The sequence below is a fragment of the Stenotrophomonas sp. PS02297 genome (assembly GCF_029959705.1).
Lineage (GTDB): Bacteria > Pseudomonadota > Gammaproteobacteria > Xanthomonadales > Xanthomonadaceae > Stenotrophomonas > Stenotrophomonas nitritireducens.
The window spans coordinates 24,373-44,763 of sequence record NZ_JASCOS010000003.1; the positions used below are offsets into that span (position 1 = coordinate 24,373).

Genomic DNA, 20,391 nt, shown 5'->3' on the forward strand with positions numbered 1-20,391 from the left:
CCGCGACCATGGCTGACTTCCTCGGTTCCGTGTGGTGGATGATCGTCAGCCTCGGCGTGCTGGTGACGTTCCATGAATTCGGCCACTACTGGGTGGCCCGGCGCTGTGGCGTGAAGGTGCTGCGCTTCTCGGTCGGCTTCGGCCGCCCGCTGTGGAGCCGCCGCAACCGTAACGGTACCGAGTTCGCCATCGCCGCCATCCCGCTCGGCGGCTACGTGAAGATGCTGGACGAGCGCGAGGTCGAGGTCCCGGCCGGCGAGCGCGCCGTGGCCTTCAACAACAAGAGCGTATGGCAGCGCATCGCGATCGTGGCCGCAGGCCCGGCCGCCAACCTGCTGCTGTGCATCGCCCTGCTGTGGGCGATGTTCGTGATCGGCCGCCAGGACTACTCGGCGACCATCGGCCGCAGCAGCGGCATGGCCGCCGCCGCCGGCCTCAACGCCGGCGACCGCATCGTCGACGTGGACGGCCGCACCGTCGCGACCTGGGCGGAGGCCAGCATGGCCCTCACCACCGCCGCCATGGACCGCCAGGACGCCAGGGTGCGCGTCCTCGACCCGCTGGACAATGCGCATACCCGCGTGCTGCCGCTGTCCACCCTGCCGGCCGGTTTCGACGAACGCACGGTACCGGTGCAGGCCGGCCTGGCCTGGCAGTTCTGGCTGCAACCGGCACAGATCGAATCGGTGGTGGCAGGCTCGGCCGCCAGCGGCCTGCTGCAGCGCGGCGACCTGATCCTGGCCATCGACGGGCTGCGAGTGGAAAGCGCCGACCAGGTCGCGGCGCTGGTGCAGCGGCTGGGCGAACGCGGCGGCCAGGGCATGATCGAGGTCGAACGCGACGGCCAGCGCCTGGCCCTGGAACTGCAGCCGCAGAAGGCAACGGACGAGGCGGGCAAGGACCGCTGGCTGCTCGGCGTGGGCTTCGTCACCGGCCAGGCGCCGGCCTACGATGCCCGCCAGCAGTACGGGCCGCTGGCGGCGCTGCCGGCCGCCGTGCGCGAGGCCGGCCGGCTGGCCGGCGATTCCCTCGGCATGATGCGGCGCATGCTCACCGGCCATGCCTCGGTCAAGAACATTTCCGGGCCGATCACCATCGCCCGCGTCGCCAATGCCTCGGCCGAACGCGGCGTGGACTGGTTCCTGTACTTCCTGGCCCTGCTGTCGCTGAGCCTGTGCATCATCAACCTGCTGCCGATCCCGATCTTGGACGGCGGTCACCTGCTGTATTACCTTATCGAGTTGGTCAAGGGCAGCCCGTTGAGCGAGCGCGCCATGGCCGCCGGACAGTACGTCGGCCTGGCACTGCTGGCCGGGCTGATGGGGCTGGCGTTCTACAACGACATCCTCGGCCTGGTCCCGCGATGAACTTTTTCCCGCTGACGTCGTCATACGCCGGCACCCACGCAACAATGAAATCGACTCCAACCGGACGTGACATGACGCGACTTCCCAATCGCCGCCTGCTTGCCCTCGCCCTCGCCGCCGGTCTGGCCGCGCCCGCGCTCGCGCAGGCAGCCGAGCCCTTCACCGCCAGCGACATCCGCGTGGACGGCCTGCAGCGCATCTCTTCCGGTACCGTCTTCACCTACCTGCCGGTGGAACGCGGCGACCGCGTCGACGACGCCAAGGTCGGCGATACCATCCGCGCCCTGTACAAGACCGGCTTCTTCGAGGACGTGCAGCTGGACCGCCAGGGCGACATCCTAGTGGTCACGGTCAAGGAGCGCCCGGCGATCAACAAGCTGACCGTCACCGGCAACAAGGACATCAAGAGCGAGCAGCTGCTCAAGGGCCTGAGCGACATCGGCCTGAGCGAGGGCGGCACTTTCGACCGCCTGAGCCTGGACCGCGTGACCCAGGAACTGCGCCGCCAGTACAACGACCGCGGCAAGTACAACGTCGAGATCACCCCGACGGTGAGCCCGCTGGACCGCAACCGCGTCGACGTCGCCATCGCCGTCAAGGAAGGCAAGGCGGCCAAGATCCGCCACGTCAACCTGGTCGGCCCCGAGAAGTTCGAGTCCGCGGACATCCTCGATACCTGGGAATCCAAGGAGCACAACTGGGCCTCGTGGTACCGCCGCGACGACCAGTACTCCAAGGAAAAGCTGTCCGGCGACCTGGAGAAGCTCAACTCCTGGTACCTGGACCGCGGCTACGTCGATTTCAGCGTCGATTCCACCCAGGTCTCGATCAGCCCCGACAAGCGCGACATGTTCATCACCGCCGGCGTGACCGAGGGCGAGCAGTACAAGATCTCCGAGATCAAGGTCACCGGCGATACCGTCCTGCCGCAGGAAAACGTCGAGCGCATGGTGTTCCAGAAGGCCGGCGACACGTTCTCGCGCGGCCTGCTGGAACTGAGCGCCGACGCGATCAGCAACACGCTGTCCAACGTCGGCTACGCCTTCGCCAAGGTCAACCCGATCCCGACCAGCAACCGCGCAGACCGCACGGTGGCGGTCAACATGCAGGTGGTGCCCGGCCCGCGCGTGTCGGTGCGCCGCATCGTGTTCAAGGGCAATACCCGCACCGCCGACGAGGTGCTGCGCCGCGAGATGCGCCAGTTCGAGAATGCCTGGTACTCGCAGGCGGCCATCGACCGCTCCAAGATCCGCCTGCAGCGCCTGGGCTACTTCGAATCGGTCGACGTCGAGACCTCCCCGGTCACCGGCAGCAACGACCAGGTCGACGTGGTCTACAACGTCAAGGAGACCACCTCGGGCAGCTTCGTGTTCGGCCTGGGCTATTCGCAGTCCTACGGCATGACCACCTCGGTGCAGCTGTCGCAGAACAACTTCCTGGGCGGCGGCAACCGCGTCTCGGTCGAAGCCTCGCGCAGCAGCTACCTGCAGCGCTACGGCTTCTCGTACATGAACCCGTATTTCACCGACGACGGCGTGTCGCTGGGCTACAACCTGTCCTGGCGCGAGCTGGACTACTCGGACTTCAACACCGCCCAGTACAACAGCACCAACGGCGCCGCGCAGATGGTGTTCGGCGTGCCGATCACCGAGAACGACAGCTTCTCGCTGATGTTCGGCATCGACAGCAACCAGATCACGACCTACAACGGCTACACCCCGAAGGCGATCATCGACTACATCGATGCGATGGGCACGCGCACCTTCCACTCTTGGCGTACCGAACTGGGCTGGGCGCGCGACACCCGCAACGACTACTTCATGCCCACCCGCGGCACCTACCAGCGCCTGGGCCTGGAAGCCACCCTGCCCGGCTCCACCGCCGAGTACTACAAGCTCAGCTACCAGATCTCCAAATACTGGCCGATCATGCCCTCGCTGGTGATCAACACCCGCGTCGAGCTCGGCTACGGCGATTCCTACGGCAAGGACAAGGTCCGCGACATCTGCTGGAACGTGATCCCGGGCACGCCCGGCACGCCGGCCGACGGCGATACCCCCGCGGTGCCGGGTACGCCGGAAACCACCGAGGTGGTGGACTGCGCGACCAACCCGACCGCCAACCATCGCCAGGTCGTCGCCTCGGGCCTGCCGTTCTTCGAGAATTTCTACGCTGGCGGCACCAACTCGGTGCGCGGTTTCCGCGACAACACCCTGGGGCCGCGTTCGGAGGTCATCGGCGGTTACTACCGCGGGCAGCCGCTGGGCGGCTCGGTGAAGACGGTCGGTGCGGTCGAGGCCTATTTCCCGAAGCTGTTCGACAGCCCGTCGGCACGCGTCTCGGCCTTCCTCGACTTCGGCAACGTCTACAACGGCACCAAGAACTTCGATGCCGGCGAACTGCGCGCCTCGGCCGGTATCGCCCTGCTGTGGCGCGCGCCGGTCGGCCCGATCTCGATCAGCTATGCGTTCCCGCTGAAGAAGAAGGAAGGCGACGAGATCGAACGCCTGCAGTTCACCTTCGGCGGGCAGTTCTGAGGAACTGCCCGCCGCACCCGGGGCCATGCCCCGGGTACCCATAGTTCCGCCCGGCGGAACTATGGGTCGCGCTCTGGCTTTCCGATCCCCCCGCCTTCGGCGCGCCCCCTTACCAAGGGGGCTTTCCTCCAGAACGATTCCTACACTGTGGCGATGCCTGCACAGGCATATCGGGCCCACTCTGCAGTCATGCCGCATGACCGCGCCACTTCCAGACGCTAAACTCCCGGCGTGAATACTCCGACCCATACCGCACATGAACTGGCCGAGCGCTTCGGGCTGCAGGTGCACGGCGATCCGTCCACGGCCATCCATGGCGTGGCCACGCTGGCCCATGCCGGCCCCGGCCAGCTGACCTTCCTGGCCAATCCGCGCTACCGAGCGCAGCTGGCCGACAGCAGGGCGGCCATCGTCGTGCTGCGCGCCGACGACGCCGAGGCCGCGCCCGGCACCGCCCTGGTCGCCAAGGACCCGTACACCACTTTCGCCAAGATCGGCGCGCTGTTCGAGACGGTGCCGCTGCGCGAGGCCGGCATACATCCCAGCGCGGTGATCGATCCGTCGGCGCAGGTCGCCGCCAGCGCCCACATCGGCCCGTTCGTCAGCATCGGCGCGCGCAGCATGGTCGGCGAGAACTGCATCGTCGGCACCGGCAGCATCATCGGCGAGGACTGCGCGCTGGACGCCGGCTGCGAACTGATCGCGCGCGTCACCCTGGTCACCCGGGTCCGCCTCGGCAAGCGCGTGCGCGTCCACCCCGGCGCCGTCCTGGGCGCCGACGGCTTCGGCCTGGCGATGGATGCCGGCCGCTGGATCAAGGTGCCGCAGCTGGGCGGCGTGCGCATCGGCGACGACTGCGAGATCGGCGCCAACACCTGCGTGGACCGCGGCGCGCTGGAAGATACCGTGCTGGAAGAAGACGTGCGCCTGGACAACCTGGTGCAGATCGCCCACAACTGCCACATCGGCGCGCACAGCGCGATCGCCGGCTGCACCGGCATCGCCGGCAGCGCCAGGATCGGCCGCTACTGCCTGCTCGGCGGCGCGGTCGGCGTGGTCGGCCACCTGGAAATCTGCGACCACGTCGTCGTCACCGGCAAGTCGGTCGTGCGCAACTCCATCACCGAACCGGGCGAGTATTCGTCCGGCACCCCATTGACCGACAACCGCACGTGGCGCAAGAACGCCGCGCGCTTCAAGCAGCTGGACAGCCTGGCACGCAGGGTCCTGGCTGTGAGCAAGGAGAAGGAATGAACTCACCGCTGCCGTTGCCCATCGACGTCAACACCATCCGCACGCTGATCCCGCACCGCTACCCGTTCCTGCTGGTGGACAAGGTGGTCGCGCTGGACACCGAGGCCAGGACGATCGTCGCGCACAAGAACGTGACCATCAACGAGCCGTTCTTCCAGGGGCATTTCCCCACCCAGCCGATCATGCCCGGCGTGCTGATCATCGAGGCGCTGGCGCAGGCCGGCGGCGTGCTGACCCAGCTCAGCCTCGGCCGCGACGCCCAGTCCAAGCTGTTCTACCTGGTCAAGGTGGACAACGTGCGCTTCATGAAGCAGGTGGTGCCGGGCGACGTGCTGGAGCTGCACGTGCAGGTCAAGCGCGTGATCCGCAACATGGCCGTCTACTACGGCGAGGCCAAGGTGGACGGCGAAGTCGTGGCGCATGCCGAGGTGCTGTGCGCCGGCACCCGCGAATGACCCCGACCGGAGCCCGCGCATGAGCGACAGCGCCCCCCTGATCCATCCCACGGCCGTCGTCGATCCGTCGGCCAGGCTCGCCGACGACGTGCGCGTCGGCGCGTTCAGCCTGATCGGCGCCGACGTCGAGATCGGCGCCGGCACCGTCGTCGGCCCCCATTGCAGCATCCATGGCCCGACCCGCATCGGCCGCGACAACCGCTTCATCGGCCACGCCGCCATCGGCGGCGAACCGCAGGACAAGAAATACGCCGGCGAACGCACCGAACTGGTGATCGGCGACCGCAACGTGTTCCGCGAGTTCGTCACCGTCAACCGCGGCACCGCCGGCGGCGGCGGCGTCACCACCCTGGGCAACGACAACTGGCTGCTGGCCTACACCCACGTCGCCCATGACTGCCACGTCGCCGACCACTGCGTGTTCTCCAACAACACCACCCTGGCCGGCCACGTCAGCGTCGGCAACTGGGTGATCATCAGCGGCTTCGCCGGCGCCCACCAGTTCTGCCGCATCGGCGACCATGCCTTCCTCGGCATGGGGGCACTGGTCACCGGCGACATCCCGCCATTCACCATGGTCGGCATCGACGGCCACGGGCGCCCGCGCGGCATCAACAGCGAAGGCCTCAAGCGCCGCGGCTTCGACGCCGAGCGCATCGGCGCCATCAAGCGCGCCTACCGCACCCTGTACGTGGCCGGCGTGCCGCTGGCCGAAGCCAAGCTGCAACTGGCCGAGCAGGCCAGGGACAGCGACGACGTGCGGCAGATGCTGGACTTCATCGAACACGCGGACCGCCCGCTGCAGCGATGAGTGCCAGCGGCAACAACGGGAGCCGGGACGCGGGAACGGGGAACGATGGCAGCCAGGCGGCCATCCCCGCATCCGCCATTGCCGCTTCCCGCTTCCCCGCCACCGGCTCCCTGCGCATCGCGCTGGTGGCCGGGGAAACCTCCGGCGATCTGCTTGGCGCCGGCCTGATCGCCGAACTGCGCCGGCGCTTCCCCGATGCCGAGTTCGCCGGCATCGGCGGGGACGCCATGCGCGGCGCCGGCTGCCAGACCTGGTTCGACGCCAGCGAACTGGCGCTGATGGGCCTGGCCGAGATCCTGCGCCACCTGCCGCGACTGCTGAAGCTGCGCCGCGCGTTCCGCGAGCGCGTGCTCGACTGGCGCCCGGACGTGTTCATCGGCATCGACGCACCTGACTTCAACCTCGGCGTGGAGCGCTGGCTCAAGCAGCGCGGCATCCGCACCGTGCACTACGTCAGCCCCTCGGTATGGGCCTGGCGCGAGAAGCGCGCCGAGAAGATCGGCGCCAGCGCCGACATGGTGCTGTGCCTGTTCCCGATGGAACCGCCGATCTACGCCCGCCATGGCGTGGATGCGCGTTTCGTCGGCCATCCCATGGCCGATGCGATCCCGCTGGACAGCGACCGCGCCGACGCCCGCACCCGGCTGGCACTGCCGGCCACCGCGCCGGTGCTGGCGGTGCTGCCCGGCAGCCGCCTGGGCGAGATCGGCCGGCTCGGCCCGGCCTTCTTCGAGGCCGCCTGGCAGGTGGCCGAGCGCATGCCCGACCTGCACATCGTGGTGCCGGCCGCCAACGCCGGCTGCCGGCAACTGATCGACCAGCAGATCGCCGCCTCGGCCCTGCCCGCCGCGCGCCTGCACGTGCTCGACGGCCAGGCCCGCGACGCGGTGACCGCCGCCGACGTGGTGCTGCTGGCTTCCGGCACCGCCACGCTGGAGACCATGCTGGTCAAGCGGCCGATGGTGGTCGGCTACCGCGTCTCGGAGCTGACCTACCGCATCGCCAGGGCCTTGAAGCTGGTCAAGGTCGACCGCTACGCCCTGCCCAACGTGCTGGCCGGCCGCGACCTCGCGCCGGAGCTGATCCAGCACGACTGCACGCCCGAGCGCCTGGCCGCGGCGGTGCTGCAATGGTTCGAGCAGCCCGGATGCGTGGCCGGCCTGCAGGACGACTACCAGCGCCTGCACCTGCAGCTGCGCCAGGACGCCTCCGCCCGCGCCGCCGACGCGGTGGCCTCGCTGCTGGCCGAGCCTGCGTGAACGCACGCGCCGCCGCCTCCTCGCTCGCCCTGTTCGACGACGGGCTGCTGGCCGCCCGCCAGGGCCCTCGCCTCACTGCCGGCGTGGACGAGGCCGGGCGCGGGCCGCTGGCCGGCCCGGTGGCCGTGGCCGCGGTGGTGTTCGACCCGCAACGGCCGCGCATCAACGGCCTGGACGACTCCAAGGCGCTCAGCGCCGCGCGCCGCGAACAGCTTTACGACCGCATCCTCGAGCGTGCCCTGGCCCACTGCATCGTGCTGGTGGACGTGGCCGAGATCGACGGCATCAACATCTTCCAGGCGACCATGCAGGGCATGCGCCGCGCGGTGGAAGGCGTGGCCCACGTGGCCCGGTTCGCCCGCATCGACGGCAACAAGATCCCCAAGGGCCTGCCCTGCCCGGCCGAGGCCCTGGTCGGCGGCGACGCCATCGACCGCGCGATCATGGCCGCCTCGATCCTGGCCAAGGTCAGCCGCGACCGCTACATGCAGGAGCTGCACCAGCGCCACCCCGAGTACGGCTTCGACCAGCACAAGGGCTACGGCACCCCCGCCCACCTGGCGGCCCTGCGCGCGCATGGCCCCTGCCCCGAGCACCGGCGCAGCTTCGCGCCGGTCCGCGACTGCCTGCCTCCCTCCCCGTAGAAGCCGCCCCGGCCACGATGGGGCCTTCCCGAATTGCCTGGCCCAATGCCGCGCATGCCGCAGCAGCGGTTTCGGCCGCGAAGGAAGCTTCGCCTGTTCCGGGAGCCAGGTCGCTGGACAAGGCTCCCCGCGGCTGAAGCCGCTCCTGCGTGTGGCTGCGTGCGGCGCCTGTCAAGCTTGTTCCACGCGCCCCCCGCCGCTACCCTGCCCTGTCATCGCAGTGATCCGGCATGAGCACTCCCCGCTTCGTCCATCTCCACGTCCACACCGAATTCTCGATGGTGGACTCCACCATCCGCGTCCCGGCCAAGCCGGACCAGGCCGATCCGAAGAAGGCCAAGCAGGCCAACCTTCTCAGCCGCTCGGTGGAGATGCGGGCGCCGGCGCTTGCGGTCACCGACCTGAACAACATGTTCGCGCTGGTGAAGTTCTACAAGGCCGCCGAAGGCGTGGGCATCAAGCCCATCGCCGGCGCCGACGTGCTGATCGCCGAGGAAGGCCACGACCCGTGGCGCATGACCCTGCTGTGCCGCGACCGCGAGGGCTACCTGAGCCTGTCGCGCCTGCTCAGCCGCGCATGGCTTGAGGGCCACCGCCCGGAGGGCGGCGTGGCGGTGCACCCGCAATGGCTGAAGGACGGCTGCCACAACCTGTTCGCGCTGGCCGGGCGCCAGAGCCTGGCCGGGCGACTGGCCGGCGAAGGCCGTCATGACCTGGCCGAGCAGCAGCTGGCCGACTGGCAGCGCGTGTTCGGCGACGGCCTGCACCTGGAACTGACCCGCACCGGCCGCGACGGCGAGGAGCCCTTCAACCAGTTCGCGCTGATGGCCGCCGGCCAGCGCGGCCTGCCGGTGATCGCCAGCAACGACGTGCGCTTCCTGTCGCCGCAGGATTTCGACGCGCACGAAGCGCGCGTGTGCATCTCCACCGGCCGCGTGCTCGACGATCCCAAGCGCCCGCGCGAGTACAGCCGCGAGCAGTACCTGAAGACACCGGAGCAGATGGCGGAGCTGTTCGCCGACATCCCCGACGCGATCGACAACACGCTGGCGCTGGCGCAGCGCTGCAACGTCGAGATGCGGCTGGGCACCTACTTCCTGCCCAACTACCCGGTTCCCGACGACGAGACCCTGGACACCTGGATCCAGAAGATGTCGCGCGACGGCCTGACCGAGCGCCTGGAGAAAAATCCGCTTGCGCCGGGCATGAGCCGCGAGGACTACTTCGAGCGGCTCGAGTTCGAACTGGACACCATCATCAAGATGGGCTTCCCGGGCTACTTCCTGATCGTGGCCGACTTCATCCAGTGGGGAAAGAACCAGGGCATCCCGATCGGCCCGGGCCGCGGCTCGGGCGCGGGTTCGCTGGTGGCGTGGGCGCTGAAGATCACCGATCTCGACCCGCTGCCGTACAACCTGCTGTTCGAGCGCTTCCTCAACCCGGAACGCGTGTCGATGCCCGACTTCGACATCGACTTCTGCATGGACCGCCGCGACGAAGTGATCGACTACGTCGCGCGCAAGTACGGCCGCGAGCGCGTCAGCCAGATCATCACCTACGGCACCATGGCGGCCAAGGCGGTGGTGCGCGATACCGGCCGCGTGCTCGGCTTCCCGTACGGCCTGGTCGACGGCGTCTCCAAGCTGATCCCCAACATCCTCGGCATCGGCCTGAAGGATGCGCTGGGCAAGGGCAAGGAAGGGCCGGATTCGGAAATGGCCTCGTCCGAACTGATCCAGCGCTACGAGACCGAGGACGACGTCCGCGACCTGATCGACCTGGCCCTGCAGCTGGAAGACCTGACCCGCAACGCCGGCAAGCATGCCGGCGGCGTGGTGATCGGCCCCGAGCCGCTGAGCGAGTTCTGCCCGCTGTACGCCGAACACGACGAAGGCAGCCTGGGCAGGAACCCGGTCACCCAGTTCGACAAGAACGACGTGGAAGAAGTGGGCCTGGTGAAGTTCGACTTCCTCGGCCTGCGCACGCTGACCATCATCGACTGGGCGGTGAAGGCGATCAACAAGCGCCACGAGCGCGCCGGCATCCCGCCGGTGGACATCGCCGCGATCCCGCTCGACGACGCGCCCACCTACAAGGACATCTTCGCCAACGGCAATACCGGCGCGGTGTTCCAGTTCGAATCCTCGGGCATGCGCCGCCTGCTGAAGGACGCGCGCCCGGACCGTTTCGAGGACCTGATCGCGCTGGTGTCGCTGTACCGCCCGGGCCCGATGGACCTGATTCCCTCGTTCAACGCGCGCAAGCACGGGCAGGAAGAGATCATCTATCCCGACCCGCGCACCGAGGCCATCCTGAGCGACACCTACGGCATCATGGTGTACCAGGAGCAGGTCATGCAGATGGCGCAGATCGTCGGCGGCTACTCGCTGGGCGGCGCCGACCTGCTGCGCCGCGCGATGGGCAAGAAGGTGCCGGCCGAGATGGCCAAGCACCGCGAGATCTTCCGCGAAGGCGCGGCCAAGGGCGGAGTCGACGGCCCCAAGGCCGACGAGATCTTCGACCTGATGGAGAAGTTCGCCGGCTACGGCTTCAACAAGTCGCACGCCGCCGCCTACGCGCTGGTCAGCTACCAGACCGCCTGGCTCAAGCGTCATTACCCGGCCGAGTTCATGGCCGCGACGCTGTCCTCGGACATGGACAACACCGACAAGGTGGTCGGCTTCCTGGCCGAGGTGCGCAACCTCGGGCTGAACGTGGAGCCGCCGCGGGTCAACGCCTCGGCCTACATGTTCGAGGCTTCCAGCGCCGACACCATCCGCTACGGGCTGGGCGCGATCAAGGGCGTCGGCCAGGGCGCCTGCGAGGCGGTGGTGGCCGAGCGCCTGCGCGGCGGCGAGTACGCCTCGCTGCTGGATTTCTGCGCGCGCGTGGAAACGGCCAAGCTCAATCGCCGCACGCTGGAAGCGATGATCCAGTGCGGCGCGCTCGACGGCCTGGGCCGGAACCGCGCCTCGTTGATGCTGCAATTGCCCGAAGTGCTCAAGGCCACCGACCAGATGGCGCGCGAGAAGGCCTCGGGGCAGAACTCGCTGTTCGGCGCGCCCGACCCGGTCAACGCCGCCGCGCAGCTGGACCTGCCGGAAAGCCGCGAATGGCCGGTGGCGCAGCTGCTCAATGGCGAGCGCGAGACGCTGGGCTTCTACCTCAGCGGCCATCCGTTCGACCCGTATGCCGACGACGTCAAGGAACTGGTCGGCACCGACCTGGGCGCGCTGGACAAGCTGGTCGCGCCGGCACCGCCGCCGCGCGACGGCGAGAAGCGCGGCTGGCGCCAGGAAGCGCCGGTGATCCTGGCCGGCATGGTCATCGGCGTGCGCCGCAAGGGCGACAGCCAGGTGTTCGTGCAGCTGGAGGACGGCAGGGGCCGCGTGGAATGCAGCGCCTTCTCCGATGGCCTGGCCGAGTTCGGCCACCTGATGACCAAGGACCGCATCCTGGTGGTCAAGGGCGGCCTGCGCGAGGACGAATTCAACGGCGGCTATGCGCTGCGCATCCGCCAGTGCTGGGATTTCGAGCAGTTGTGCGCCGACCATGCGGTGCGGCTGTCGCTGCGCGTGGACGGCCGCGACGGCCCGATCTGGCAGCGCATCGAACCGCTGCTGGCCACGCACCGCCCGGGGCGCACCCCGATCCGCCTGGACCTGCTGCTGCGGGGCAAGGAGGGCGGCGTCGCCGGCATGCTCGACCTCGGCGGCAGCGGCGCGGTACGGGTCAGCACGCAGCTGCTCGACGCCCTGCGCGAGGACCCGGCGGTGCGCCGCGTCAAGCTGGCCTACAGCCCGCCCTGGGCCACCTAGGTCCGGACGGCCGCGTACGGGTCACGCCGACGCGTTCGGATACACTTCCCCACTTTCATTCAAGACGGTTTCCGATGAATCCGAACTACCTCGATTTCGAGCAGCCCATCGCCGATCTGGAAGCCAAGATCCAGGACCTGCGCAGCGCCAGCGCAGGCCCGGCGGTCAATGTCGAAGCCGAGGTCCGGGCACTGGAAGACAAGCTGCGCCTGCGTACCGCGCAGATCTTCCGCAACCTGTCGTCCTGGCAGGTGCTGCAGGTGGCGCGCCACCCGTCGCGCCCCTACACCATGGATTACATCGGCATCTTCTGCGACGAGTTCCAGGAACTGGCCGGCGACCGCGCCTTCGCCGACGACAAGGCGATCGTCGGCGGGCTGGCCCGCATCGGCGGCCGCCCGGTGATGCTGATCGGCCACCAGAAGGGCCGCGACACCAAGGAAAAGATCAAGCGCAACTTCGGCATGCCCAAGCCGGAGGGCTACCGCAAGGCGCTGCGCCTGATGAAGATGGCCGAGCGCTTCGGCCTGCCGGTGCTGACCCTGATCGACACCGCCGGCGCCTGGCCGGGCATCGACGCCGAGGAGCGCGGCCAGTCCGAGGCCATCGCCCGCAACCTGATGGAAATGGCCGAGCTGAAGGTGCCGGTGATCTGCACGGTGATCGGCGAAGGCGGCTCCGGCGGCGCGCTGGCGCTGGGCGTGGGCGACCGCACCGTGATGCTGGAGTACAGCGTCTATTCGACCATCAGCCCGGAAGGCTGCGCCTCGATCCTGTGGAAGGACGCCGGCAAGAACAAGGAAGCGGCCGAGCAGCTCGGCATGACCGCCCCGCGCCTGAAGGGCCTGGGCCTGATCGACAAGGTCGTGCGCGAGCCGATCGGCGGCGCCCACCGCAACCCGAAGCAGATGGGCAAGCGCCTGAAGGCGGTGCTGCTCAACGAACTGGACGCCCTGGAAAAACTGCCGGTCGACGAACTGCTGGCCAAGCGCTACGAGCGCCTGCGCAGCTATGGTGCCTACGAAGCGGCGTAAGCCCGCTTGGCCAAGGCATCGACCGAAGGCCGGCCATGCCGGCCTTCGGTTTTTCACGGAGCGAAGAACAGGCCCCGTTTCCCGCGACGCAGCGCCCGCGCCAACGGCTAGAACGGCTTGGCCAGCACCAGATAGACGATGGCGATGAACAGCAGCAGCGGCAGCTCGTTGAACCAGCGCAGCGTGCGCGACGATGGCAGCGTCCTGCCCTTGGCCACGCCCTTGAGCCAGCGCCCGGTGAAGATGAAATACGCCAGCAGCAGCACGACCAGCCCCAGCTTGGCATGCAGCCAGCCGGCGGCGCCGGGAGCGACCATGGTCGGGAAATCCGGCAGTACCCGGTAGCCCAGCCACAGCACCAGACCCAGTACGAAGGCGAGGCCGAACATGACGTGGCCGAAGCGGTACAGGCGTCGCCCCATCAACTGCAGGCGTTCGCCGACCTGGGCCTGCCCGGCGGCCTCGGCGATGTTGACCAGGATCCGCGGCAGGTAGAACACCGCGGCCATCCACGCCACCACGAACACGAGGTGGAAGGTCTTCACCCAGAAATACGACTGCATGCGCTGGCTCCATCGGCGGCGTAGGATGGCCGCATTTTCGCCCATCCGCTCCCGACACGCACATGCAGGAAAAGCAATACGACGCCGCCTACTTCCAGCGCTGGTACCGCAGCGGCGACATCGGCGGCCCCGCGCGGCTGGCGCGCAAGGTGCAACTGGCCGTGGCCACCGCCGAGTACTACCTGGAGCGCCCGGTCCGCAGCGTGCTCGACATCGGCTGCGGCGAAGGCGCCTGGCGCGCGCCACTGCTGAAACTGCGGCCGAAGCTGCACTACATGGGGTTCGACGGCAGCGAGTACGCCGTGCGTCGCTATGGCCGCAGCCGCAATCTGCATCTGGCGCGCTTCGGCGATTTCCAGTGGCTGCGCCCGTGCGCGCCGGTGGACCTGCTGGTCTGTTCGGATGTCATGCACTACGTGCCCAGCCGCGAACTGCGCCAGGGCCTGGCCGGCCTGGCCGAACTGTGCGGTGGCGTGGCCTTCCTGGAAACCTTCGCCGCCGAGGACGAATTCCACGGCGACCACGAAGGTTTCCAGGCGCGTCCGGCGCGCTGGTATCGCCGCCAGCTGCGGGATGCCGGCTTCCGTGCGGCGGGCTCGCATTGCTGGCTGGGGCCGATGCTCGGCGAAGACATGGCCGCACTGGAAAGCTCCCCCTGAAGGCCGGCTGCCGGCCGCTGCCCGGCACTACGCAATCGGCATGTCCCGCGGGCGGCACCACGGCTTAACCCCGTGCGCGCCGGTTTGCGTTATGCTGCATGGCACCATATGACCATACATATTGCCCGGCATGCTCTATCAACTGCATGAGATGACCCGCAATCTGCTCGCGCCCTGGGTCCACCAGGCGCAGGCCAACGCGGCGTTCTTCAACAACCCGGGGCACTGGTGGTCGTCCATGCCCGGCGCCGACCGGCTGGCGGCGATGAACGAACTGTTCCACCGCCTCGGCAAGGACTACGAAAAGCCCGAGTGGGACATCCACGAGCTGGAACTCGATGGCGAGGTCGTTCCCGTCGCCCAGCTCACCGAACTGGAAAAGCCGTTCTGCCGGCTGCTGCGCTTCAAGCGCCACAGCAACGACGGCGCCAGGGTCGAAGCCCTGCTCGCCCAGCCCGCGGTACTGGTGGTGGCCCCGCTGTCCGGCCACCACGCCACGCTGCTGCGCGACACCGTGCGCACCCTGCTGCGCGACCACCGCGTCTATGTCACCGACTGGGTGGACGCGCGCATGGTGCCGGTGGAACAGGGCGAGTTCGGCCTGGACGACTATGTCGAGTACGTGCAGGAGTTCATCCGCCACCTCGGCGCCGCCGGGCTGCACGTGGTCAGCGTCTGCCAGCCGACCGTACCGGTGCTGGGCGCGGTATCGCTGATGGCAGCCCGCGGCGAAACCACGCCGCGCTCGCTGGTGATGATGGGCGGGCCGATCGACGCACGCTGCAGCCCCACCGCGGTGAACAACCTGGCCACGCGCAATCCGCTGTCCTGGTTCGAGAACAACGTCATCCACACCATCCCGGCACCGTATCCGGGCCAGGGGCGCCGGGTCTATCCGGGCTTCCTGCAGCATGCCGGCTTCATGTCGATGAACCCCAGCCGCCACCTGATGTCGCACTGGGATTTCTATACCGACCTGGTCAAGGGCGACCTGGACGATGCCAATGCGCATCGCCGTTTCTACGACGAATACAACGCCGTGCTGGACATGCCGGCACAGTTCTATCTGGACACGATCCGCGTGGTCTTCCAGGAATTCCTGCTGCCGCGCGGCGAGTGGTATGTGCGTGGCGAACGCGTCGATCCTTCGGCCATCCGCGACACCGCACTGCTGAGCATCGAGGGCGAGCTGGACGACATCGCCGGGCTGGGCCAGACCGAAGCCGCGCAGAAACTTTGCACCGGCATTCCGGCCGCGCGCCGCGACCACTTCATCGTCGAAGGCGCCGGCCACTACGGCATCTTCAGCGGCCGCCGCTGGCGCGAGGTGGTCTACCCGAAGGTGCGCGATTTCTTCGGCGCGCAGTCCGCGCAGCCGGCCGCGAAGAAGGCGAAGAAGTCCGCCAGCAACGTCACTCCGCTGCGTCGCCGCGCGCAGCGTTGAAGCATCCGGCATCCCCGGGAGCCTTTCCTTCATGGGAAGGTGATCGAAGCGAACGCGGGCCAAGTTGAGCTGCTTCAAAGGCGATATCGCGACAAGGTGCGCTCACTGGCTCCTTGCCAGGACAACACGGCGCACTTACCACGCGCTCCGTCCTCTCGGCTCCTGCCAGGGCCATAAGCGTTCACGTCAACCAACGCGCCCATCGACTCCGGCCCTGCAGGGGCCGTTCGCCCTCCTACGGGCGGGAGGCGCCTTCGCTTGACCGGACCCAGGAGATCATTCGTGAACGCTTCACAAGAAACCACTCTATTCCTCGGTATTTCCAAACTTCCTGCGCGCTGAGGGGCGTGGGTCATGCCGCTGTTGCTGTCCATCCTGATGACCAGCGTCGTATCGCTGACAAGCACCGTGAAAAGCCTCGGCCTGTCACCTCATCTCACGTCCAGATGGTTCGGCGCCTGGGGCGTGTCCTGGCTCATTGCCTTCCCGTTTTGCTGTTGCTCCTGCCGGTGGTGCGCAGCGCTCGTACGCACGCACTGAGGCCGCATCCAGTGGCCAGCACGCGAAAACGGGGCGCCCTTGGCGCCCCGTTCGTTTCTTCCTCCTGTACCGCCTACAACCGCACCAGCAGGTGCTTGGCCACGGCGCCATGCAGCCTGCCGATGGCGCGCGCCAGGTGCATCGTGGCGAACAGCAGCAGCACACCTGCGATCACCAGCACCGGCCACAGCCAGAAGCCTTCGGCCAGATTCACGCCGTCAACCCAGATGCCCACCGGCTGGTGGAACAGCACATCGGCCAACGGCGCGAACAGCAGCACCAACGAGGTCGACAGCAGCGTGGTGGCGAGGCTGAAATAGGCCACGCCCAGCGGCAGCATCAGCAGGAAATACAGCAGCGTCAGCCAAGTGTGGCTGTCGGTGAACATCGCACCGATCCGCGTCGTCCAGCCCAGGCTTTTGTCCGCGTAGGTCAGCCGGCGCGGCATGCGCACGCCCAGCAGGGTTTCGATGATGCGGCCTTCCACCAGCGACAGCACCCGCACCGAGCCCAGAAACAGCAGCAACACCGGAATGCCGATGATCAGGATCAGCAGCGACATCGACAGCGACAGCCCGGTCACCACCCAGGTGAAGAAGAAGATGCCAGTGACCAGCGACAGCAGCATGTAGAACAGCGCGCCGTAGGTATACGGGTCCAGTACCACGCCGAAGAAACGCGCCATCGCCGAGCGCGGCTTCGTCGTTGCTGCAGCCACGCCGGCAGCGCCAGCAGCGACGCCTGCCGCCAGCGGCGGCGCCGCCACCGGCGGTCGCCCGGGCAGCGGCGTGCGCAGCGCGCGGTTCACCGTCACCTCGGTCTCGCGGTAGATATCGGCCACTTCTTCCGGCGCGCCATAGCTGCCAGCGACGCCGGCGATCACCTCGGCCTCGCTCCTGCCTGGTTGTTCGGCCAGCTCCGAGCGCAGGTATTCCTCGGCGTCGTACAACGCGTCCTGGATCATCGCCGGGTCCGCGCCGGCCAGTGCCGCGCGCAGCTGTTCCAGGTACCCGGGAATCGTGGTCGGCAGCGGCCGCGCATGGATCTCGTTGTTCATCGTTCCACTCCCTCCAGTACGGACTCCAGCGAGTCCCGGGTGGCGTTCCAGGCCGCGATCCACTGCTTGAGCACGGCACGGCCCTCGTCATTGATGCGGTAATAGCGCCGCGGCGGTCCGGCTACCGACGGCTCGACATGGCTTTCCAGCAGGCCGGCGCCCTCGAGGTTCCGCAGCACCGGATACAACGCACTCTGCTTGCCGCTGAGCACGCCATCGCCGGTGCGCTCCAGCTCCTTGGCGATCAGGTAGCCGTACAGCGGCTCCCGCGCCTTGGCCAGTACCGCCAGCAGCGCCAGCGAGACCGTGCCGGCGCTGAGCTCCTTCTGGAATTTGCGCAGTTGGGCGTCGAAGTCGCCCATGGCCTTGCTCCTGCCGACTAGCCTGAAGCCAACACTATTACTCACTTCGCTATAGTGGATGTGCCGATAGTCACCCCACTCCCGGCACGCTCTGGCGGCGGTACCGGGCGATCACGCAGAATCGGCCCACACCCGACCACGGAACGCGCCCGATGACGCTACGCCCGACCCTGCTGGCCCTGGCCCTGACGCTGTCCCCGCTGCCGGTGCTGGCCGCCGATGCGCCGGCCAAGTACCGCAGCGTGCAGGAAATCCTCGCCGCCTCGCCGGACAGCGACTGGCACGCGCCAGCCGCCGACAACCTGCTGTACATGGACCTGGACAGCGGTCGCGTCATCATCGAACTGGCGCCTGAATTCGCGCCGGAACACGCCGGCAACATCCGCACCCTGGCACGCGAGGGCTTCTGGAACGGCACCAGCATCTACCGTTCGCAGGACAACTTCGTGGTCCAGTTCGGCGACGCCGACGCCGACGACCCGGCCAAGGCGCGGCCGCTGGGCAGCGCGAAGACCCACCTGCCCGCCGAGTTCCAGCGGCCCTCGCGCGGACTGGCCTTCACCGCCCTGCCCGACCGCGACGGCTGGGCCGCACGGACCGGTTTCGCAGGCGATTTCGCCGTGGCCAGCGACGGCGAACACGCCTGGCTGGCGCACTGCTACGGTGCGGTCGGCGCCGGCCGCAACAACGACGAGGACAGCAGCGTCGGCGCCGAGCTGTACGTAGTCACCGGCCAGTCGCCGCGCCAGCTCGACCGCAACATCACCCTGGTCGGTCGCGTGCTCAAGGGCATGGAACTGCTCAGCGCGACCAGGCGCGGACCGGATCCGATGGGCTTCTACGAGGATGCCGCACAGCGCACGCCGATCAGATCGATCCGCCTGGCCAGCGACGTGCCCGCCGACCAGCGCACGCCGCTGCGGGTGCTGCGCACCGACTCCAGGACCTTCGCCGAGGCGGTGGAGGCCCGCCGCAACCGCCGCGACGACTTCTACAAGCGCGCGGCCGGTCACATCGACCTGTGCAACATCCCGCTGCCGGTGCGCTGAGCCGGGCCGCGTGCGGATGACGGCCGGATGCCGTCGCCGCACGCCTTCATGGGGGACGCTCAGCGCTGGCTCACCGCCACGCTGCCCAGGATCAGGCCGCCGGCGACCAGCATCTGCACGGTCACCGGCTCGCCGAGGAACAGCCACGCGAACAGCGCGCCGAACAGCGGGATCAGGTAGGTGACGGTGGCCGCACGCGACGGCCCGACCCGGCCGATCAGGCGATAGAACACCAGGAACGCCAGGCCCGTGCAGAGGATGCCCAGGGCGACGGCACTGGCCCACGAGCCCAGCGGCACCGGTTGTCGCGGCCAGTGGCTCACCGCCATCGGCAGCATCCACAACGAAGCGCAGCCCAGCGTGGCCGCTGCCGCCGCTGCCGGCGGAAGGCCATGCATGTGCCGCCGGACCAGGTTGGCGCCCAGCCCGTAGAGCAGCGCCGCCACCGTGCCGGCAACCACCGCCGCGCCGATCGCCAGGCCCGAGACTTTCGCCGTGGCCAGCACCACCACGCCGGAGAAACCCACCAGCAGGGCGAACGCACGGCGCGGGCCGATCTTCTCGCCGAAGAACAGGAAGCCGATCAACGCGGCGAACAGCACGGTCATCGCATTGCAGATCGCGCCGATCGCCGCCGGCGCGCGTTCGGCCGCCCAGGCGAACAGCACGAACGGCAACGCCGAATTGACCAGGCCGATGGGCGCCAGCCACAGCCAGCGCCGCGCCGGGAACTGCGCGCGTGCGCGCCACAGGAAGGGCACCAGCACCAGCGCGCCGAGCAGCAGGCGCATTTCCACCAGCGCATACGGCCCGAAGTCCGGTACCGCGATGCGCATGAACAGGAAGGACGAACCCCACACCATGCCCAGGCCGAGCAACTCCAGCGGGGTCAACCAGTCGCGCGCGGCCGGCGTCGCGCCATTCATCGTTTCTCTCCCGGCGCTGCCACGCCCTTTCCCGCCCGCACTCCACACGCCATGGACATCCCTCCGGTAATGGAACGCAAGCATCCGCCCAACCGGGCGCGCTGACAAACACCGCGCCGGCATCCATCGCGCTTCACGCCCCCTTGCCCGGTGACTGACCAGGCTGCACGCTCCATTCCCACGGAGATCGCCATGTCCCTGCTGCGCATCCGCATCACCGGCAGCGCCGACGACGCCCTGGCCGTTGGCGACCTGCTGCATGGCCTGGAAGGCATCGAGCATGTCGAGGAAACCGATGACCTGATGTCGCACATGGACGACGAGGATTCCAGTTCGGCCGGCCTGTCCGACGACATCGGCCCCGGCATCCACGAACTGGAAGTGGAAGTCGGCAACGACGCCACTGCGCAGAAGGCGCGGCAGGCGGTGGAACGGCTGGCGCGCGAACGCGGGCTGGTCATCGAGTACGAGCACGACGAGGGTTGAGCCGCCCTGCAGCCGATGCGACGGCCGGCGGCGGTGAAGCATTGCGCGCGCGGCTTGATCCAGATCAAGACGGCATGGCCGGCGGCGGCGCACATTCGCCTGTCCGCACACCGGTACAGGAGATCG

General features: G+C 68.4%; 17 protein-coding genes and 1 pseudogene. 14 read left to right on the plus strand and 4 right to left on the minus strand.

What is annotated here, in order from left to right:
* The first annotated feature begins 8 nt into the window (after window positions 1-8).
* The 9 genes from rseP to QMX80_RS01245 all read left to right on the plus strand — a co-directional run bounded on the left by rseP (window position 9) and on the right by QMX80_RS01245 (window position 13,179).
* Entirely contained in the window at window positions 9-1,367 is a 1,359-nt protein-coding gene (gene rseP / locus QMX80_RS01205; protein ID WP_282274723.1) for an RIP metalloprotease RseP, read from the plus strand.
* A 71-nt stretch (window positions 1,368-1,438) separates the two neighbouring features.
* Entirely contained in the window at window positions 1,439-3,904 is a 2,466-nt protein-coding gene (gene bamA, locus QMX80_RS01210) for an outer membrane protein assembly factor BamA (RefSeq protein ID WP_055764496.1), read from the plus strand.
* Between the two features lie 231 nt (window positions 3,905-4,135).
* Window positions 4,136-5,158 (plus strand): UDP-3-O-(3-hydroxymyristoyl)glucosamine N-acyltransferase, encoded by a 1,023-nt coding sequence (lpxD, locus tag QMX80_RS01215; protein WP_282274724.1) that lies wholly within the window; start codon window positions 4,136-4,138, stop codon window positions 5,156-5,158.
* Window positions 5,155-5,613, plus strand: a complete 459-nt coding sequence (gene fabZ, locus QMX80_RS01220) for a 3-hydroxyacyl-ACP dehydratase FabZ (protein ID WP_055764493.1) — start codon at window positions 5,155-5,157, stop codon at window positions 5,611-5,613. Before lpxD ends, fabZ begins: the two co-directional genes overlap by 4 nt.
* A 19-nt stretch (window positions 5,614-5,632) precedes the next feature.
* Window positions 5,633-6,424: an acyl-ACP--UDP-N-acetylglucosamine O-acyltransferase gene (gene lpxA / locus QMX80_RS01225; protein ID WP_055764491.1), complete on the plus strand. Its 792-nt coding sequence runs from the start codon at window positions 5,633-5,635 to the stop codon at window positions 6,422-6,424.
* Window positions 6,421-7,683, plus strand: a complete 1,263-nt coding sequence (gene lpxB, locus QMX80_RS01230; RefSeq protein WP_273082210.1) for a lipid-A-disaccharide synthase — start codon at window positions 6,421-6,423, stop codon at window positions 7,681-7,683. Before lpxA ends, lpxB begins: the two co-directional genes overlap by 4 nt.
* The gene (locus QMX80_RS01235; protein WP_055764489.1) at window positions 7,680-8,327 is read left to right on the plus strand and encodes a ribonuclease HII; all 648 of its coding nucleotides are present in this window, start codon (window positions 7,680-7,682) and stop codon (window positions 8,325-8,327) included. The genes lpxB and QMX80_RS01235 overlap by 4 nt, the downstream gene beginning before the upstream one ends.
* Before the next feature lie 230 nt (window positions 8,328-8,557).
* Complete coding sequence (gene dnaE, locus QMX80_RS01240; protein ID WP_282274727.1) at window positions 8,558-12,145, plus strand: DNA polymerase III subunit alpha; 3,588 nt, start codon at window positions 8,558-8,560, stop codon at window positions 12,143-12,145.
* Window positions 12,146-12,219: 74 nt separating this feature from the next.
* Window positions 12,220-13,179: an acetyl-CoA carboxylase carboxyltransferase subunit alpha gene (locus QMX80_RS01245; RefSeq protein WP_055764485.1), complete on the plus strand. Its 960-nt coding sequence runs from the start codon at window positions 12,220-12,222 to the stop codon at window positions 13,177-13,179.
* 107 nt (window positions 13,180-13,286) lie between these two features.
* On the opposite strand, the gene QMX80_RS01250 is transcribed toward QMX80_RS01245, so the two are convergent.
* The gene (locus QMX80_RS01250; RefSeq protein WP_273082222.1) at window positions 13,287-13,742 is read right to left on the minus strand and encodes a CopD family protein; all 456 of its coding nucleotides are present in this window, start codon (window positions 13,740-13,742) and stop codon (window positions 13,287-13,289) included.
* A gap of 62 nt (window positions 13,743-13,804) precedes the next feature.
* Between QMX80_RS01250 and QMX80_RS01255 the strand changes: the two genes are divergently transcribed.
* The 3 genes and pseudogenes from QMX80_RS01255 to QMX80_RS01265 all read left to right on the plus strand — a co-directional run bounded on the left by QMX80_RS01255 (window position 13,805) and on the right by QMX80_RS01265 (window position 16,385).
* Window positions 13,805-14,401: a class I SAM-dependent methyltransferase gene (locus QMX80_RS01255; protein WP_282274732.1), complete on the plus strand. Its 597-nt coding sequence runs from the start codon at window positions 13,805-13,807 to the stop codon at window positions 14,399-14,401.
* Between the two features lie 130 nt (window positions 14,402-14,531).
* Window positions 14,532-15,755: pseudogene (phaZ, locus tag QMX80_RS01260) on the plus strand (polyhydroxyalkanoate depolymerase); the annotation flags it as partial.
* 468 nt (window positions 15,756-16,223) lie between these two features.
* A complete protein-coding gene (locus QMX80_RS01265; RefSeq protein ID WP_282274835.1) occupies window positions 16,224-16,385 on the plus strand; it encodes a DUF2798 domain-containing protein in 162 nt (53 codons plus the stop codon).
* Window positions 16,386-16,458: 73 nt separating this feature from the next.
* Here QMX80_RS01265 and QMX80_RS01270 read toward each other — a convergent pair whose 3' ends face one another.
* Together QMX80_RS01270 and QMX80_RS01275 are read right to left on the minus strand one after the other, a co-directional pair.
* On the minus strand, window positions 16,459-17,442 hold the full coding sequence (locus tag QMX80_RS01270; protein ID WP_282274734.1) for a sensor domain-containing protein: 984 nt from the start codon (window positions 17,440-17,442) through the stop codon (window positions 16,459-16,461).
* Entirely contained in the window at window positions 17,439-17,804 is a 366-nt protein-coding gene (locus QMX80_RS01275) for a PadR family transcriptional regulator (protein ID WP_273085132.1), read from the minus strand. The genes QMX80_RS01270 and QMX80_RS01275 overlap by 4 nt, the downstream gene beginning before the upstream one ends.
* Before the next feature lie 152 nt (window positions 17,805-17,956).
* On the opposite strand from QMX80_RS01275, the gene QMX80_RS01280 reads away from it, so the two are divergent.
* Window positions 17,957-18,853, plus strand: coding sequence for a peptidylprolyl isomerase (locus QMX80_RS01280; RefSeq protein WP_282274735.1), 897 nt, complete (start codon window positions 17,957-17,959; stop codon window positions 18,851-18,853).
* A 59-nt stretch (window positions 18,854-18,912) separates the two neighbouring features.
* Here the strand turns inward: QMX80_RS01280 and QMX80_RS01285 are convergent, their stop codons facing one another.
* A complete protein-coding gene (locus QMX80_RS01285; protein ID WP_282274736.1) occupies window positions 18,913-19,779 on the minus strand; it encodes a DMT family transporter in 867 nt (288 codons plus the stop codon).
* 192 nt (window positions 19,780-19,971) lie between these two features.
* Between QMX80_RS01285 and QMX80_RS01290 the strand changes: the two genes are divergently transcribed.
* On the plus strand, window positions 19,972-20,265 hold the full coding sequence (locus QMX80_RS01290) for a hypothetical protein (RefSeq protein WP_282274738.1): 294 nt from the start codon (window positions 19,972-19,974) through the stop codon (window positions 20,263-20,265).
* Window positions 20,266-20,391 lie beyond the last annotated feature (126 nt).